The following is an 18,129-nucleotide window of genomic DNA, read 5'->3' as shown; positions in this document are numbered from 1 at the left end:
ATTCTATTGAAACGTTTACAATAGGATTTCACCAAAATTGTACATTATTTTCAAAAGCATCTATGTTACAATGATTATAAGAAGAAAGGATGAAGATCTTATGCAAATATTCCAAAGTATATTAGCTTTACTTGCAGGTGTTGGTGTATTCGTCATAGGTATGAATATGATGTCTGATGCCTTACAAAAGGTTGCAGGTCCTGGCATGAAAAAGCTAATAGGTAAAATCACAAATAACCGATTTGCTGGTGTCGGAATTGGTGCTGGTGTTACAGCATTAATACAGTCGAGTGCTGCAACTACAGTCATGGCTATCGGTTTTGTTAATGCTGGTGCTATGACTCTTGCCCAAGCAACTTCAATAATTATGGGTGCAAATATCGGTACAACCGTTACCGGATTATTAGTTTCCTTAGAAAGCTTAAATATTTCATTATATGCATCTGTTTTAGCATTCATAGGTATTATGATGACCTTTGTTAAGAAAAATGATAGGATTCATAATATTGGTGGTATACTTGCGGGCTTAGGTTTATTATTTATAGGTTTAAAGCTTGTTGGTCAGGCCTTCGATAATGAAGAAGTATTAAATGCTTTTATGAATTTATTCCAAGCATTAGATTTTCCATTATTATTAGTATTATTTGGTATTTTATTAACTGCATTAATGCAATCCTCATCTGCTATGACTGGCTTAGTTATCATGATGGCAGGATCTGGTGCTATGACTATGGGGGACGCATTATTCGTAATTATTGGTGCGAACGTTGGTACTTGTTTTACATCTTTGCTTGCAATTATAGGTTCATCTACAAATGCGAAAAGAACCGGCTTTATGCATTTGATTTTTAATCTAATTGGTTCGGCTCTATTTACAATAATAGTTTGGATTTTTACAGATCAAATTCAGGAGTTATTAAAAAATACTGGTTGGAATAAAGAATTTCAAATTGCTGTGTTCCACGTTATATTTAATGTTGTAACAACTTTGATTTTATTACCATTTACAAAATATTTAGTTAAATTCATTGAGCATGTTGTTCCAGATAAGCCAAATGAGCTAGCGCACACATTAAAATTTATCGACCGTCGTGAGCTACGTACTCCAGCTATCGCTGTTATGCAGGTTAAAAAGGAAATTGAAAATATGGCGAATTTAGCTAAGGAAAACCTTGAAAAGGGATTCTATGAGGTATGTAACCAGGAAGGTAAATATGATCTAGAGATTGAAAAGAGAGAAAATGCAATCGACTACATCAATGCTGAGGTTACAGACTTCTTAATTAAGCTATCTCCTTTAGTAACTGGTTCTAACCTTGAGCAGGTTGGTTCTTATTACCATGTAATTAACGATATTGAACGTATTGGTGACCATGCAGAAAATCTACTTAAGGATGCACAGCATATGCACGAAAAGGGTATAAAATTCTCTAGTGTGGCAGAAGCAGAATTAAAGACGATGTTTGATACGGTTGAGCAAATGTTTGCGATTGCAATTAAAACATTTGATACATCCATAGATGTCGATTTAAAGGAGTTATCCGATCTTGAAGCTAAGACAGATGATTTAAAGCATCAATTATCGATTTCTCACTTTGAAAGACTTGCACAAGAAAACTGTACAATGGAGTTAGGTGGTTATTTCACATCCATTATTTCTGGACTTGAAAGAGTTGGTGATCACTTAGTTAATATAGGTTATTCTATTCAAGACCCAACAGGTAATCAAAACGAAAGAACAGATAATTATAATTTCTATTGGGAATAAGCTTCTAAGGAAGCTTTTTTCTTTTCAAAATCAAATTTCTCATGATATAATGGAATTAGATAGATACGATTGGAGGGATTTTTATGATCCCATATATATTTTTAGGACTTGGTGCAGTATCCTTAGGTATGTTTTTATTTAAAAGAGATAAGAAAAGCTCTATTGTTGCGATTGCCCTAAAGGCATTAACTAGTCTATTCTTTTTGCTTACCGCTCTATTTTCCTTATACGAAAATATAGGAAATAATCCTATAGATAACAGTAAGCTTTTAGCTTTAATCTTTATGATTTTAGGCTTGATTTTTGGAATGGTTGGAGATATTCTACTCGATTTTAAAATCTATTTTAAAACCTTAAATATGAGATTTTTATGCTTAGAAAATGATTATGATATTCTAATGATTACAGGAATGTCATCCTTTGGTATTGGGCATATATTTTATATCCTTGCCTTAATGGTCTATACCCCAATAGAATGGATATATCTGATATTTTCTACTCTAGGTGCCACACTCTTCATGTCTTTTATATTTATAATATCCATAAAAGTAATGAAAATGGATTTTAGAAAATTCTTCATTCCATCCATTTTATATGGCATATTACTTGCGAGCTTTGTTTTTCTATCAATATTTAAGATTTCATTTTCTTATACAAAGGCAAACTTGTTGATACTTATTGGTTCTATTTTATTCATTGTTTCCGATTTGATTTTATCGATTACCTACTTTTCTAAAAAAGAGGATTATGAGAAAAAAGGATTTATGAATCCGGAATCAAGATTTATGATTATTATGAATCATATAACGTATTATGCTGCACAGTTTTTAATTGCAATTGCAATATTATTTTTATAAAATTTATGTAAGGAGGAATATAAAAAATGAGAAAGAATTTTGGTGTTAAGCAGTATTTATATCCAATGCCTGTTTTCATTATTGGAAGCTACGATGAGAATGGTAATCCAAATTTGATGAATGCCGCTTGGGGTGGCATTACGGATACAGATAAAATATCTATTGCGATGAGCCATCATAAAACTACAGAAAACATACTAAAAACAAAAGCCTTCACAGTAGCTATTGGTACAAAGGAATATATGGCTGCATGTGATTATGTTGGGATTGTATCTGGTTTAAAGGATAAGGATAAATTTAAGAAAAGTGGATTCCATCAAATTAGAAGTGAATTTGTAAATGCACCTATTATAGAAGAATTACCTATAACACTAGAGTGTGAATTATATTCTTATCAAAATGAAGTAATGGTAGGAAAAATTATTAATGTATCTTCTGATGAAAAATTTTTAGGACCAGATGGACTTCCTGATTTAGATAAATTTACTCCAATTACCTTCGATCCAATTCATCATGACTATTTAGCGCTTGGTGAGGCTTTAGGTCAGGCATTTTGTATTGGTAAGGAAAAAATGTAATTATTGGGCTATACGAAAGTATAGCTTTTCTTTCTTTATTGATTTTTGCTCCTTTATCATATATGATAAATATATATAACAAGGAGGCTTTTTATGGGCAAGGTATGGTTAGATTGGGAAACCGCAAATAATTTTATTACAGATGCATTTGTAGGATATGGTGTGCCTTTTGAGGATGCAAAAATCTGTACAGAGGTATTACTAGAAAGTGATAAAAGAGGCATTGAATCTCATGGATGTAATCGATTTAAGCCGATTTATATTGATAGAATAGTTGCAGGAATCCAAAATCCTGTAACGAATTTTGAAATAATAAAAGAAACAGAATGTACTGCAGTTGTGGATGGACATGATGGAATGGGTCAGGTCATCGGTAAAAGAAGCATGCAGATGGCGATAGATAAAGCAAAAAAATATGGTATGGGCATGGTTGTTGTAAGAAATTCCTGCCACTATGGTATTGCTGGATACTATGCAACGCAAGCAACAAGCCAGGGCTGTATTGGTATTACAGGTACAAACGCAAGGCCAAGTGTTGCACCTACCTTTGGTGTTGAGGGTATGTTTGGTACAAACCCACTTACGATTGGTATTCCATCCGATGAGCCATTTGATTTTATTTTAGATTGTGCTACATCCATCACACAAAATGGTAAGATTGAATATTATGAAAGAATTGGCGAGGATGTACACGAGGGAACAATTATTGGAAATGATGGTAAGCCTGTTTTAGGTGATGCAGGTATTGCACTTAAGAAGATTCGAAGTGGCGAGGCTGCACTGACTACCCTAGGTGGTATTGGTGAGGCTTTAGGTGGATATAAGGGCTATGGCTATGCTGTTGCTGTTGAGTTATTATCTGCAGTATTGCAAGACGGATTATATGGCAAAGATTTAAATGGTAAGGATAAGGATGGTAATAAATCTCCATATCATTTAGGTCATTTCTTTATTGCAATTGATACAAATCATTTCTTAGGAGAGGATTTATGTAGAAAGAAAACAGGAGATATTTTAAGAAGCATTCGAGCTTCTCAAAAACAGCCTGGTCAAGAACATATTTATACTGCTGGAGAAAAGGAATATAATGTATGGCAGGAAAGAAAAGATAAAGGTGTACCTATTTCTGAACCAGTACAAAAGGAAATGAGCGCAGTAAGAGATTCCTTAGGACTTAAATATAAATTCCCTTGGGAATAAAAAGCGGGGCTTCCCGCTTTTAAAAATTATACATGAAAGGGGATGGGCTTTATGCCTTTTTTACCTATAACTTTAGAAGAAATGAAAGAATATGGTTGGGAACAACCAGATTTTGTATATATCATTGGAGATGCTTATATTGATCATCCATCCTTTGGACCTGCTATTATTTCTAGAGTATTAGAAAATTTTGGTTATAAGGTATGTATTGTATCTCAACCAGATATTCATGATGATAAGCCATTTAAGCTATTTGGAAGACCTAGACTTGCCTTCTTGGTTTGTGCTGGTAATATTGATTCAATGGTAGATCATTATTCTGTTTCCAAAAAAAGAAGAAAAAAGGATTATTATACTCCAAATGGAGAAATGGGCAAAAGACCGGATAGAGCATTGATCCGATATTGCTCTAAATTAAAAGAATTATATCCAGATGTACCCGTTGTTTGTGGTGGAATTGAAGCTTCCCTAAGAAGATTAAATCATTATGATTATTGGGATGATTCTGTAAGAAGAAGTGTATTACTTGATTCTCATGCAGACCTACTTTTATATGGTATGGGTGAAAAGACTATCGTTCAGGTTGCAGATGCACTAGATTCTGGTCTTGATATTAAGGATATTATTTATATAAGAAATTCTGTGTGGAAAACAAAGGATAAGGACTTATTGCCAGAGGATGCTATATGGCTTCCTTCCTATGATGAGGTTTTAGCGGATAAAATGAATTATGTTAAATCCTTCCAAATGCAATATCAGAATACAGATGCCTTTACAGGCAAGGCCTTAATCGAACCTTATAAGAATGTATATGTCGTACAAAATCCACCTGAGTTCCCATTATCTCAGGAGGAAATGGATGCAACCTATTCCTTACCCTATATGAGAGCATGTCATCCATTAATTGAGGCAAAAGGACATGTCCCTGCAATTGATGAGGTAAAATTCTCCGTTATATCGAATAGAGGATGCTATGGAGGATGTCATTTTTGCGCACTTACAATGCATCAGGGTAGGATTATTCAATCGAGAAGCAAAGAATCCATTTTAGATGAAATTAAGGCGATTTCTAAGGATAAGGATTTTAAAGGATATATCCATGATATCGGTGGACCTACTGCAAATTTCTATAGACCTGCCTGCGGTAAACAATTAAAGCATGGTGTATGTACAACAAGAGAATGTATTGGCTATAATCCATGCAAGAATCTAGAAGTAGATCATACAGAATATTTAGATATTTTAAAGGAAGCAAGAAAGCTTCCTGGAATTAAAAAGGTCTTCGTAAGAAGTGGCTTACGATATGATTATATTATGTATGATAAAAACCCTGAATTCTTCGAAGAATTAATCAAATATCATATTTCAGGACAGCTAAAGGTGGCACCAGAGCATGTTGCAGATGAGGTATTAGTAAGAATGGGTAAGCCATCTCGCGGCTTATATGACGAATTTGTAAACCGATATGAGAATTTAAATCATAAATTTGGGATGGACCAATATTTAGTTCCATATTTAATGTCCTCTCATCCTGGTTCTACATTAAATAGTGCAATAGAGCTTGCGGAATACTTAAGAGATTCAGGCCATATGCCTGAACAAGTACAGGACTTTTACCCAACTCCAGGTACAGCATCTACATGTATGTATTATACAGGAATAGATCCATTTAGAGGAGATAAGGTATATGTACCAAAGAACCCTCACGAAAAGGCTATGCAGCGTGCCTTAATGCAATATAAGCTTCCACAAAACTATGATTTAGTTTATGAGGCATTAACAAAAGCAGGGCGTCAAGACTTAATAGGATTTGATAAAAAGTGCTTAATTAAGCCTAGAGGATCTAAGGTAGGATATATACCCCCACGTAAGGGTAGGGAGACAAAAACAGGGAATAAAAAAACAAAATAGTTTAACTCTTTTCATATTGTTTAATAAAAATATATTTTTCCTGTTATATTTTTAATATAAAAGGTTTATAATAATATAAAGGTTACATTTTATAAAACTAAAGAAGGAAGGAAAATCATATGGCAGCAATTGGAAAATATGTTATTTTTAATGAAGGTGGATTCTTTTATAAATATCGTCTATATGCAAGTAATGGTCAAGCATTGATCATTAGTGAAGCATATAAGGATAGAAAAGCATGCTTAGGTGGAATTGATACACTAAAGAAGAACATTGATAATTTAAAACTTGATTACGAAAAGGACAAGAAAGGTGCATGGTGCTTCCGATTAATTACACAGCAAGGTAGACCACTTGCACAAAGTGCAAATTATAAAACACAAAAGGATGCAGAAAGAGCTGCAGGCTCTTTCCAGAAATTTGCATTAACGGATAAGATTGTTGATGAGGACCAAACCAATTCAGATGATCACTATGATGTACAGGTTATGGAAGATTCTATTTCCCCATCTTCCAATGGTAAATTCTTAATTCTTAACGAAGATAAGGATTATTATTATCAGCTTAAAGCAAACAATGGACAGGTATTATGCACCTCTCAAGCATATCTATCAGAAAAGTCTGCAAGAGATGCAATGGAGAATTTCCGTAAGAATGTTTACGAAGGTAGTTTCTATATTTTTATCGATAAGCGTAAACAAGCATTCTTTAAGCTATATTCTAAGCAGTTACGTTTAGTTATGACAGGTGAAACCTATAAGACAAAAGATATGGCTATTAGTGCTGCAAAATCTGTATTAAAATTCGCTCGTGATGCAAAGGTAGTAGAATAATAGATATTAGGCCTTGGAATAGGCCTTTTTCTTTTCATGCGATTCCTATAGAAATGGGACATAAATTATTATATAATTTTAGCGAAAAGAGGTATAGACATATGATTGAAATTAAAAATTTTTCAAAATCCTATGTTAAGGGTACTAAAGCAGTAGATGATTTATCCTTGACGATTTCTGATGGAGACCTTTGTGCCTTTGTTGGATTAAATGGTGCTGGTAAATCGACTACTATTAAGGCTTTAATGGGTATTTTACCATTTGAAGAGGGTGAGATTTTAGTTGATGGGAAGAATATAAAATCAAATCCAGTAGAAATTAAAAAGGAAATGGCCTATGTACCAGATAATCCTGAGGTATATGCATTTATGAAGGGAATCGATTATATTAAATTTATCTTATCGATTTATGGCACACCATTTGATGAAAAGGAAATGGAAGACTTTGCTAAAGAATTAGGAATCTATAATGCTTTAGGGGATTTAGTTAGTTCCTATTCTCACGGCATGAAGCAAAAAATAGTTTTACTTGCTGCATTCCTACATCATCCAAAGATTCTAGTATTAGATGAACCATTTGTAGGATTAGATCCAAAGGCTACTCATATACTTAAGGAAAAGATGAAATCCTACACAGAGGCTGGAAATACGATTTTCTTCTCAACACACGTACTTGAGGTTGCAGAAAAGCTATGCAATAAGGTTGCAATTATTAACAAGGGAAAACTTGTTGCATCAGGTACTATGGAAGATGTTATTAAGGATAATTCCTTGGAGAATGTATTCTTAGAAATATTTGATGAAAAAGAGGCAACGACAAATGAATAATTTCTTTACATTAACCAAGGTATTCTTTTTATCTGGCTTCAATGTAAATAAGAAAAAGAAAAATCAAAAAAATGCATTTAAGCTTTTCCTACTCACCTTAGCTTTATTTATGTTGATCTCTATATCCCTATCCTTTGTATTTTCAGAGCAAATGAAGGAAGCAGGACTACCAGTTGAGACGTTCTTGGGTGTTATTTTAATGTTTGCATTTATGCTAAATTTAGTTATATCTATATTTCAGCTACAATCCATTATATTTAACACTAAGGATTATGAATTTCTAGAAAGCTTACCCTTAAGTAAGCCTACGATTATTGCATCTAAGCTATTTGCAACATATTTAATTAATCTATCTGAGGATATAGCATTAATACTTCCTGCAATCCTTATTTATTTCATTAATGGTGGTGCACCACTTAATGCAGTTATGTCCTTTGTTGGAGCTATATTCATTAGCTTTGTTCCTATTTTAATATCTGCAATTATTGGATCTTTATCTGCATTAATTTCTTCGAAAAGTAAGCATTCTAATTTAATTAATATAATTACAAGCTTAATATTTATTACTGTATTATTTGGCGGATACATGTATATAAGTTATGCAGGTGCAGATAAATTAAATACGGTAATGGAAAGTGTAATTTTTCTATCATGGCTATCACATAGTATTTCAGGAGTATATATAGAAATACTTTATTATGTCCTATTCAATTTAGCCGCGGTAGCCATTGTAATTGTTTTAATTTCTTTGATCTATAGACCAGTAAATACTTGGTTAAAGAGTAATAACGGACATATAGATTATGATAAGCTTAAGAATAAGAATAAGGATTCCAATCTTAAATTAGATCATCTTTTATTGAAAAAAGAATGGAATATGCTATCTAGAAAACCACAATACATCTTAAATTCTATTCTAGGAGAAATATTCTTTTTAATCATGGCAATGGTCTTTATTTTAATGCCGAATCTATTCGTAGGGGGAGAAGAGATTCCTGAATCCTTGCCATATGTTTTTGTATGCTTAGTTCCTGCTATGGGAATTTTAATGAATTCTATTGCAACGCCAACCTCATCGAGTATTTCCTTTGAAGGAAAATACGGATATGAAATGCTAAGATGCTATCCAATTGATTCAAGCGCAATCATTAAAGCAAAGCTTAAGATTGGTATTTATTTACAAGCCATTATGAATGTATCTGTGTCTACGATTATTACAATAGTACTTATACTAAAGGGTTATTATTTACCATATTACATTATTCCTGTATTTTTATATCCTCAGTTTGCTGGTATCTTACTTTCTATTGTTGGTATGCTAACAGGCTTAAGATGGCCAAAGCTAGATTATGAAAATGAATCTCAGGTTTTAAAGAATTCAGCAGCAAGTAATTTATTGATATTATTTGTAATGCTTCCATCTTTGATTGTTTTTGGAATTCATTTAACTTCTTCAATATTTGGTTTAGAGTATGAATTTATGCATTATGTTTCTTTAGGTGTCATTACAATACTTTATCTGGTTGCAATTCTTGCCTCAGCACTCCTACTAAAGAAGAAGGGAACTTCCCTATTCGATAGAATTATAAAGAACTATTAAACAAAGTCACTAATCCATTTAGGGTTAGTGATTTTTTCTGCAATTCGTATCATAATTTCAATAAAGAAACTTTTGCTTTCCTTTTTTGCTTATAATTGGTATAATAAGCTAGAGTAACTATAAAATATTAGCAGGTGATGCTTAATGGCAAAAATTAAAGTTATGTTCCCTCGTGTTGAAGCGGGATTTGGACACATTATGACCTGTAATGCTGTTGAGGAAATATTTAGTAAGAAATACGGATCAAAAGTAGAGGTCATTAATATTAATTTTTACTCTGATGCAGAGGATCAAAAACTAAAGAAATATGGTGAATTTTTAAAGACACAGGTAAGAAATTATACAGCACATCCACTTCTTGGACATTTTGCAACCTTTTCCTGTGAATTTTGGGGCACTGATTTATCCACTTGGGGAACCTTGAAAGTTCAGGTTCCAGGGTCTTATAAAAAAGGTATTGAATTCCTTCAATCCTTTCACCCTGATGTAGTATTTTCTACGCACTGGGCAACCAATTATTATGCCGAATTGATGAATCCAAAGCCATTTACGGTAATGTATTGTCCAGATGCATTATTAAATAAATTGTTTAAATACCCAGCCGATTTATCCTTAGTTTCTATGGAAACAGGATATACTGAGGCCAAAAGAGATACAACCTATGATTCATCGAATTTAAAGCTTGTACCATTCTGTATAAGAAATGATGCATTCTTAATTAAGGATGATAAGGCTCAAGCTAGAAAGAAATTGAATCTACCAGATAAATTTACTGTAGTATTGGCTGAGGGTGGATATGGTAGAGGTGCGATGAAAAAAATAGTCACAAAGCTCATTAAAGAACATGTTCCTGTAACGGTTATTCCTGTTTGTGGAAAGAACCAAGAGCTTTATGAATATTTTAAATCCTTAAAGCCAACAGAGGAAATAACTTTCCTACCACAAGGCTTTATTACCAATATTTTTGAATATATGGTTGCATCGGATTTATTCTGCGGTAAGGCAGGAAATATGATTGCAGAGCCTACATTCTTTGGGGTTCCATCCATCATTACAGGTACTTCCACAAAGATTGAGACGAATATTGGAAATTATTATATAGATTATGTTCATTGTGCAATTAAGGAATTTAATCCATCTAGGGTAGTTAAGCTTATAAAAAAATATGTGAAGGACCCAACGATTTTAGTCCCATATATTAAAGCTGCAAAGGACCATCATTCCTCCTATGGAGCTGAGGCTACGGCAGATTTACTTTGGGAAGAAATTGTCAAGAGATTCCCGAAGGTTTTAGAAGAACAAGGAGAGTAAACGAAAGAGGTATATTATGAATTACGTAGAAATTGTTAATTTAGTATTTTCTATAATATTTGGAGTATATGCATTAATGATGCTTCATTTTATCGTCTTCGGTATTATAGGTGTATTTGCTTATAAGAAGTATCCCAAAACAGATATCAAAAACAAATATGGTATTATTATTCCAGCAAGAAATGAAGAGCTTGTTGTAGGTAATTTAATTGAAAGTATCCATAAAACAGATTATCCACAGGATAAGCTTCATATTTTTGTTATTGCTCATAACTGTACAGATAAAACAGCAGAGGTTGCAAGAGCTTTAGCAAAGGAAGGCTTCGCTCAGGTTTCTGTTTATGAATATAACAATCCAAATGAATGTACTATGGGTTATGCATTCCGTCATCTATTTGGTCGTATTGAAGAGGATTACGGTACACAAAGCTATGATGGCTTCTTTATTTTCAATGCGGATAATATTGTTGAAAAGAATTATTTCACAAAGATGAATGATGCCTTTGAATATTATGATCATAAATATGTTGTTGCATCCTTCCGTAATTCAAAGAATTTCGGCTCTAATGTAATTTCAGGCTTATATGGTATGTATTTCTCCTTGGGCTGTGTTTGCGAATTCAGAGGTAGAAACGTTTGCGGATGCTCAACAAGAATTGCAGGCTGTGGCTATGTAATTTCTTCAAAGATTGTTGAGAATGGTTGGCCTTATGTAACCTTAACTGAGGATTGGGAGTTTTCTGCAGACCAAATATTATCCAACAATAAGATTCGTTACTGTGATGAGGCAATCTTCTATGATGAGCAGCCTACAAGTTTTAAGGTAATGTGGCGCCAAAGAGTTCGTTGGTCAAGAGGACATTTACTTGTATTATTATCTCGTGTTGGTGATCTAATTAAGGCCTTATTCAGTCCTCATAAGAAGCATAAAATGAGCATTTGGGATATTTTAATGAACTGCTTACCATTCTGTTTAGTTTTAGGTTTTATTGGTATTTTACAATATATCCTACTTGCATTCTCACCATTGTTTGGTATTGATTTTATGAGTGTACTACTTGGTGATTTTGAGGCCCATGAGTGGTGGTATAATATCCTATTCAATCAAGGAGTTGCTTGGGGCGCAATCCGAAGTTTTGTTGGATCCTATATCGGTATGGTATTACTTGCTGTAATCGTATTTATTGTATGCAGAAAGAGAATTTTCCATGTAAGCTTCGGAATGAAGGTATTAATTTCCTTAGTATGGCCTTTATTCTTAATGCTACAATTCCCAATCGATTTTGTTGCAATGTGCTCTAAGGGCTTAGGATGGAAGGTTATTCCACATGCAGATGCTACAACCATTCATTCTCTAGATGAGAAAAGAAAGAATTAATATTTATGGCTATATCTTGTGGATATAGCCATTTTCTCTATATTTTGCTATAATGAAAGTGAGGTATAAATCATGAACGTTAAAACAATTGAAATTAATGAGGATGTATTTTCAGATAATAATAAAACTGCAGAGGAAACAAGAAGAAAATTAAGGGATAAGGGATGTTATTTTATGAATATTATGTCATCTCCAGGATCTGGAAAGACTACCCTTTTAACGAAACTCATTCCACTACTTATGAAAAAATATAAAATAGGAGAAATGGATGTAGACATTGAATCAGATTTAGATTCAGCTAAGGTGGCAAAAGAAACCGGTATTCCATCCTTACAGATTCATAATGGAGGATTATGCCATATTGATGCCGATATGACAAAAAGAGCTTTGATGGAATATAATACCGAATGTTTCGATTTGTTAATTCTAGAAAATATTGGTAATTTAGTTTGTCCTGCAGAATTTGATACAGGAGCACATAAAAATTATATGATTTTATCTATCCCAGAGGGGGATGATAAGCCATTAAAATATCCTCTAATGTTTACAGTATCCGATGTAATTATCTTCTCTAAGATAGATACATTACCTTATTTTAATTTTGATATAAATCTTGCAAAGGAAAGAATCCTATCCTTAAATCCTAAGGCTATATTCTTTACGATCTCAGCAAAGACTATGGAGGGTATGGATTTACTTGCAAAATATATAGAAGAGGAAATAGAACAATTAAAGAAAAATAAGAAAGGCATTTAAATCTTTCTTATTACTATTTTGTGTAAAAAATCATCTAAAAAGTGCTATACTTAAATAAAGAATAAGGAGATTTTTAACATGAATAAAGATTTTAAAGATGTACGTATAATGGACAATTTTTATCAGTCCTCATCCTTTTTTCCAATGCCTTTAACCCTAATTGGAACATTAAATGAGGATGGAAGTGGTACAAGCTATGGTGCCTATTCCTTAGTTTTCCCATACTATATTGCTGGTAAGGATTATTATGCAATGCTTTTAGAGTGTAGAAATACTTCAAATACAGCTAAGGGTATTTTAAGACATGGTAAATGTACGATTAATTTTATGCCTTTTTCTAAGAAGAATTTTGAGGCTCATGTACACATGGGATTCCCAGGGGATACACCTTCTGAAAAAATGAAGAATTTAACAGCCTTCCACCCAGTAAAATCAAAAAGTGAGGAATTAAATCCTAAGGAAAAATTCCCATATATTTTAGATGAGGCAATTCAGGTGATGGAATGCACTTGGGTAAGAGAGCTCGATGGGGCAGAAAATGATAAGGTTGAAGAGGAATATAATGGACCATATCATAATTTTAATGGAATCACATCCAAATTTGGTGCTCATTTTATTTTAAAGGTAGACCATATTTTATTAAAGGAAGAATATTATGATGCCTTAGTCAATGGAGTTACCCAAAAGAATTTTGCGCCACTTCCAACGAACTGGGGCTATAGAGATTCTAAATACTTCTGGTGTAGTGATTTTGAAAAGCCAATTGCTATTGGTATTCCAGATAGAGAAGTAGATTTATCGAGTGTAAGATATGCATCAGAAAGATTACAAACGGATGTACAATTCACTGACGATGCACTTAAGATGCTCGTTAAGGTACCAAGACCATTCCTAAAGCTTGTTTTACAGGGCTGCGTCAATTGGGCAAACGAGAATAACTGCAAGCTAATTACAGAGCGTGAAATGCAAATCATTAATGACAAGAGAAGTAAAGAAAAGGGAAGAACGAAATAATTTCGATAATAGAGTTATATTTTTTAGGCCTACATTGTGTAGGCTTTTCATTTATGATAAAATATTTATAATATTCTATATTATATTTTTTGGGGGTGTCAAAAAATGAAATATAAACAGGCTCTAGCCTATTATCAGGATTTTAATACAATTGATGTTAACAGGTTACCACCAAGAAGCTACTTTATTCCTTTTTCACAGAAGAAGAGTGCTTTATCTATTGATATCAAAAACAAAAGATATGATTCCGATAAGGTCATTTGCTTAAATGGTATTTGGGATTTTGCTTATTATGATAACCCAAATGACCTACCTTTAGAATTTGATACAGATGAAATCAAATTTGATAAGCTTGATGTACCATCCTGCTGGCAATATAATGGCTATGGTAAGCCTATGTATTTAAATGCCCGATATCCATTTAAATTTATGCCACCAAAAATTCCTACAAAGGAGCCCGTTTCCAAATATTTTTCCTATGAGACATGGTTTATACATGCACCAGAGGGAGAATATAATCATTTAGGATTATATCGTACCTTCTTTAAAGCAAGAGAGGATAAAAGATATATTATTTCCTTCTTGGGTGTATGCTCCTGCATAGAGGTATATTTAAATGGTGAATTCGTTGGCTATTCTGAGGAATCTCATATTACAAGTGAATTTGATTTAACGGATAAAATTAAAATGGATAATAATGAGCTTGTATGCATTGTCCATAGATGGTGTACGGGTACTTATTTAGAGTGCCAGGATATGTTTAGAAATAATGGTATCTTTAGAGATGTCTTATTAAGAGTTGAGGATCCATGCGATATTTGGGATATCGATTTTAAATACAAAAAGGATAAAAATGGTCTATATACTGCAACCATATTAGTCACTTTATCCGGTAATGAAAATAAAGATGTTGAGGTATCCTTAACGGGCTATGGTATTGAAAAGAATATTATAGGTACAACCGTAGACTCAAAGCTCAGTGTTGAATTTAAGGATTTAAAGGTTGTTGAATGGAATGCAGAAAAGCCTACAACCTATGATTTAATCGTTTCTATCCCAAATTCCTATGTGTATACTAAGGTTGGATTTAAGAATATTAAAATTGATGATTGCATCTATTATTTAAATAATAAGAAAATCAAAATCAAAGGTGTAAATCACCACGATACATCTCCCGTAAATGGCTATACCATGACCTTAGATGAAATTGAGCAGGATTTAAAATTATGTAAGGAATATAATGTAAATACGATTCGTACCTCTCATTATCAGCCAGATCCATACCTAATAGAGCTTGCCACAGAATTAGGTATTTATATTGTCGATGAATGTGATTTAGAGACCCATGGATGTAGAACACAGGCTCCTTTCTTTAATTTTAGTTATTTATCGAATAAAAGAAGCTGGATGAAGCATTATCTTGATCGTATAGAAAGACATTATAATCGAGATAAGCTTTTAAAAACTCCAATTATTATGTGGAGCTTAGGAAATGAATCTGGAGATGGTGTGAATACATACGCTATGTACGAATGGATCAAAAAGAGAAGCGATATTCCTGTACAATATGAAGGTGCAGTACACGGTAGATATAAGGCTTATGATATTGCATCTGAGATGTATCCTACAGTAGAAAATGTAAGATTAGTTGGAGAAAAAAGAAGTAAGACAAAGAAATTTAATGATAGACCTTATTGGCTATGTGAATATGCGCATGCAATGGGTACAGGACCAGGTAATTTAGAGGGCTATATGGATGTATTCTATAAATACGATAATATTATGGGTGGCTGTATTTGGGAAATGGTAGACCATGCCGTATTACATGAGGATGGATCCTATACCTATGGAGGTGACCATGGGGAATGGATACACGATTCGAATTTCTGCTGTGATGGCTTATTCTACCCGAATCGTATGCCATCAACGGGTGCATACATTATGAAGCATGCCTATAGACCACTTCGTATTGATTTTGCCTCTGAGCGTGAGTTGCGCATCTTTAATACCTTATCCTTCACAAATGCGAAGGCCTATCGCATTGATTATGAAATCAATGGCAAGGAATATTCTTTAATTCCTGATGTTCGTCCATTTGGCAAGAAGATTTATCCTTTGGAGGATATAAATATCGAAGGAGATTGCTTCTTAAATGCGAAAATTTATGAAATTAAGACGAATCGACTTGTGGATGAAACACAGCTCATTTTATCTGAAGAAATAAGAAATAAACCGAAAAAAGCACCACTGCCAGATTGCTTTAGAATAGAGGATGGGGTACCTAAATTTACATTTATGGGTAGTGAGGTTTCTGTGTCCGCACCATATACTATATTGTTTAGAGCAGGTACAGATAACGATAAGGAAAGATTCTTCTATAAGACGATGCCAAAGTGGTATGATGAAAAGGAAAAGATTACCTCTGTATTTATAGGAAAGGAAAAATGCGTTGTAAAAACATTAATTACTGCAAATAAGAATACCTTTGAGGTAGAGGATGTCTATCGAGGCTGTGAGGAGGGTATTTTTGTCACATCCGAGATTAAGCCTATAAATGCATCAGGTAACTTACCAAGATTTGGTAAGGCCTTTAAGCTGGATTCTACCTTTGATGATGTCACTTATTATGGTAGAGATAAGGAATCCTATATGGATATGGTAGAACATTCTAAAATTTCCTTATGCCATTCTCACGTTTTCGATATGGTTGAAAATAATATTAAGCCTCAGGAATCTGGAAACCGTATGGATACAAGATATGTAGAAGTATCAAACGGCAAGGTCACCTTCCGCTTTAGTGCTGTAGATGAGGCCTTCAATTTAGGCATTAAACCATATTCCGATATGGAACTTACCAAAATGACGCATAGAAGTGATGAGGTAAGAAGTGGTACATACGTTACCATTTCAAAATTCCAAATGGGAATTGGTACAGGCTCCTGTGGACCAAATACATTAAAGGAGCATTGCTTTAGCGCATCCGTACCTTACAAATTAAAATTTATTATATCCTGGTATAAAAATGAGTAACAAAAAAGAGATAATTCTCTTTTAAATTGGTGATGTTTCCTTTATAATATTAGCGTTAAGGGAAGTGTGTAATATGGATTTAATGACATCCGTAATCTTAATTATGGTGTTCATAATTATTTATGTCATTTTAATAGAAATATTCTCAATGTTATTCCGTATTACAGGACTAACAAAAGAAAAAGCATCCTTTCAAGCAATTTCTTTGCTTACCAATTGTGGATTCACAACGGGTGAAAGCGAGGTTATTACTTCCGATCGCTTAAGAAGAAGAATTGCGATTGCTGCAATGATTTCAGGCTATAGCTTTTCCGTAGTAATTGTATCGTTATTGATCAATGTATTCATGAAGGTATCTACACAAAGCCAAGAGGATAATTACAAATGGATTTTTATTGCCTTTGGAATCTTTATCTTACTTTTAATTATTACGCAAATTCCAATTTTTAAAAGATTATTTGAAAAGCTTATTGGCGCTATCGCACATGTCGTATTAAGAAGAAATAATAGTGAAAATATTATTACATTATTAGATAATTATGGCAAGGATGCCATGGTAGAGGTTTATTTGAATCGTGTACCTGAATTTATGGTAGATACAACCGTTGTCGATAGTAAGATTAAGGATAAATATAAAATAAATATTTTGATGTGTAAGCGTAACGGAAAAATTATAGATGTTACAAAGGATACTATTTTCAAAAAGAAGGATTCCTTAGTAATCTTTGGTTCATTTTCTGGTATTAAGAATTGCTTCACCAAGAAGGTTAAAGAAACTAAGAAAAATGTCATCGAACTCATCGAAGAATATGGGGATGAGGTAATGACGGAAATTCAATTAAATCAGCTTCCTGAATTCCTTAAGGATAAGGGCTTATACGAAAGTGGATTAAAATTAAATTATAATATTAACTTATTAACGATAAAGAGGAAGGAACAATTCATCCCAATTCAAGCATCTACAATGCTTCAAAAGGGTGATACCATTGTAGTCTTTGGCTCATACCAAAGAATAAAAGAAGCCTTTGCTAGTAAAAATCAAGATGAAATAGGCAAATAATGCCTA

14 protein-coding genes are annotated in these 18,129 nt (G+C 33.2%); all 14 read left to right on the top strand.

Annotated elements, in window-relative coordinates; translation table 11 throughout:
* Nucleotides 1-100 precede the first annotated feature (100 nt).
* A complete protein-coding gene (locus tag SPJ17_RS08255; protein WP_321094633.1) occupies nucleotides 101-1,768 on the top strand; it encodes a Na/Pi cotransporter family protein in 1,668 nt (555 codons plus the stop codon).
* Between the two features lie 83 nt (nucleotides 1,769-1,851).
* Nucleotides 1,852-2,625: a lysoplasmalogenase family protein gene (locus SPJ17_RS08250; protein ID WP_321094631.1), complete on the top strand. Its 774-nt coding sequence runs from the start codon at nucleotides 1,852-1,854 to the stop codon at nucleotides 2,623-2,625.
* Nucleotides 2,626-2,651: 26 nt separating this feature from the next.
* Nucleotides 2,652-3,203, top strand: coding sequence for a flavin reductase (locus tag SPJ17_RS08245; protein WP_321094629.1), 552 nt, complete (start codon nucleotides 2,652-2,654; stop codon nucleotides 3,201-3,203).
* Between the two features lie 93 nt (nucleotides 3,204-3,296).
* Complete coding sequence (locus SPJ17_RS08240) at nucleotides 3,297-4,403, top strand: Ldh family oxidoreductase (RefSeq protein ID WP_321094628.1); 1,107 nt, start codon at nucleotides 3,297-3,299, stop codon at nucleotides 4,401-4,403.
* Between the two features lie 51 nt (nucleotides 4,404-4,454).
* Nucleotides 4,455-6,314, top strand: coding sequence for a YgiQ family radical SAM protein (locus SPJ17_RS08235; protein WP_321094626.1), 1,860 nt, complete (start codon nucleotides 4,455-4,457; stop codon nucleotides 6,312-6,314).
* A 119-nt stretch (nucleotides 6,315-6,433) separates the two neighbouring features.
* Nucleotides 6,434-7,147, top strand: coding sequence for a YegP family protein (locus SPJ17_RS08230; protein WP_321094624.1), 714 nt, complete (start codon nucleotides 6,434-6,436; stop codon nucleotides 7,145-7,147).
* Between the two features lie 101 nt (nucleotides 7,148-7,248).
* Nucleotides 7,249-7,974 carry an ABC transporter ATP-binding protein gene (locus tag SPJ17_RS08225; RefSeq protein ID WP_321094622.1) on the top strand — a complete coding sequence of 242 codons (726 nt, stop codon included), beginning with the start codon at nucleotides 7,249-7,251 and terminating at the stop codon, nucleotides 7,972-7,974.
* Nucleotides 7,967-9,574 carry a hypothetical protein gene (locus SPJ17_RS08220; RefSeq protein WP_321094620.1) on the top strand — a complete coding sequence of 536 codons (1,608 nt, stop codon included), beginning with the start codon at nucleotides 7,967-7,969 and terminating at the stop codon, nucleotides 9,572-9,574. The genes SPJ17_RS08225 and SPJ17_RS08220 overlap by 8 nt, the downstream gene beginning before the upstream one ends.
* Nucleotides 9,575-9,718: 144 nt before the next feature.
* A complete protein-coding gene (locus tag SPJ17_RS08215; RefSeq protein ID WP_321094618.1) occupies nucleotides 9,719-10,885 on the top strand; it encodes a hypothetical protein in 1,167 nt (388 codons plus the stop codon).
* A gap of 16 nt (nucleotides 10,886-10,901) precedes the next feature.
* Nucleotides 10,902-12,263, top strand: coding sequence for a glycosyltransferase family 2 protein (locus SPJ17_RS08210; RefSeq protein WP_321094616.1), 1,362 nt, complete (start codon nucleotides 10,902-10,904; stop codon nucleotides 12,261-12,263).
* Nucleotides 12,264-12,335: 72 nt separating this feature from the next.
* Nucleotides 12,336-13,019, top strand: coding sequence for a hydrogenase nickel incorporation protein HypB (hypB, locus tag SPJ17_RS08205; protein WP_321094614.1), 684 nt, complete (start codon nucleotides 12,336-12,338; stop codon nucleotides 13,017-13,019).
* 78 nt (nucleotides 13,020-13,097) lie between these two features.
* Nucleotides 13,098-14,033: a hypothetical protein gene (locus SPJ17_RS08200; RefSeq protein ID WP_321094612.1), complete on the top strand. Its 936-nt coding sequence runs from the start codon at nucleotides 13,098-13,100 to the stop codon at nucleotides 14,031-14,033.
* A 105-nt stretch (nucleotides 14,034-14,138) separates the two neighbouring features.
* A complete protein-coding gene (locus SPJ17_RS08195; RefSeq protein WP_321094610.1) occupies nucleotides 14,139-17,063 on the top strand; it encodes a glycoside hydrolase family 2 TIM barrel-domain containing protein in 2,925 nt (974 codons plus the stop codon).
* Nucleotides 17,064-17,136: 73 nt separating this feature from the next.
* Nucleotides 17,137-18,123: a TrkA C-terminal domain-containing protein gene (locus SPJ17_RS08190; protein ID WP_321094608.1), complete on the top strand. Its 987-nt coding sequence runs from the start codon at nucleotides 17,137-17,139 to the stop codon at nucleotides 18,121-18,123.
* Nucleotides 18,124-18,129 lie beyond the last annotated feature (6 nt).

The sequence above is a fragment of the Anaeroplasma sp. genome (genome assembly GCF_034179385.1).
Taxonomy (GTDB): domain Bacteria; phylum Bacillota_I; class Bacilli_A; order Acholeplasmatales; family Anaeroplasmataceae; genus Anaeroplasma.
The sequence above is the reverse complement of the archived record's forward strand: the minus strand, read 5'-3'. Positions and strand labels throughout refer to the sequence as shown.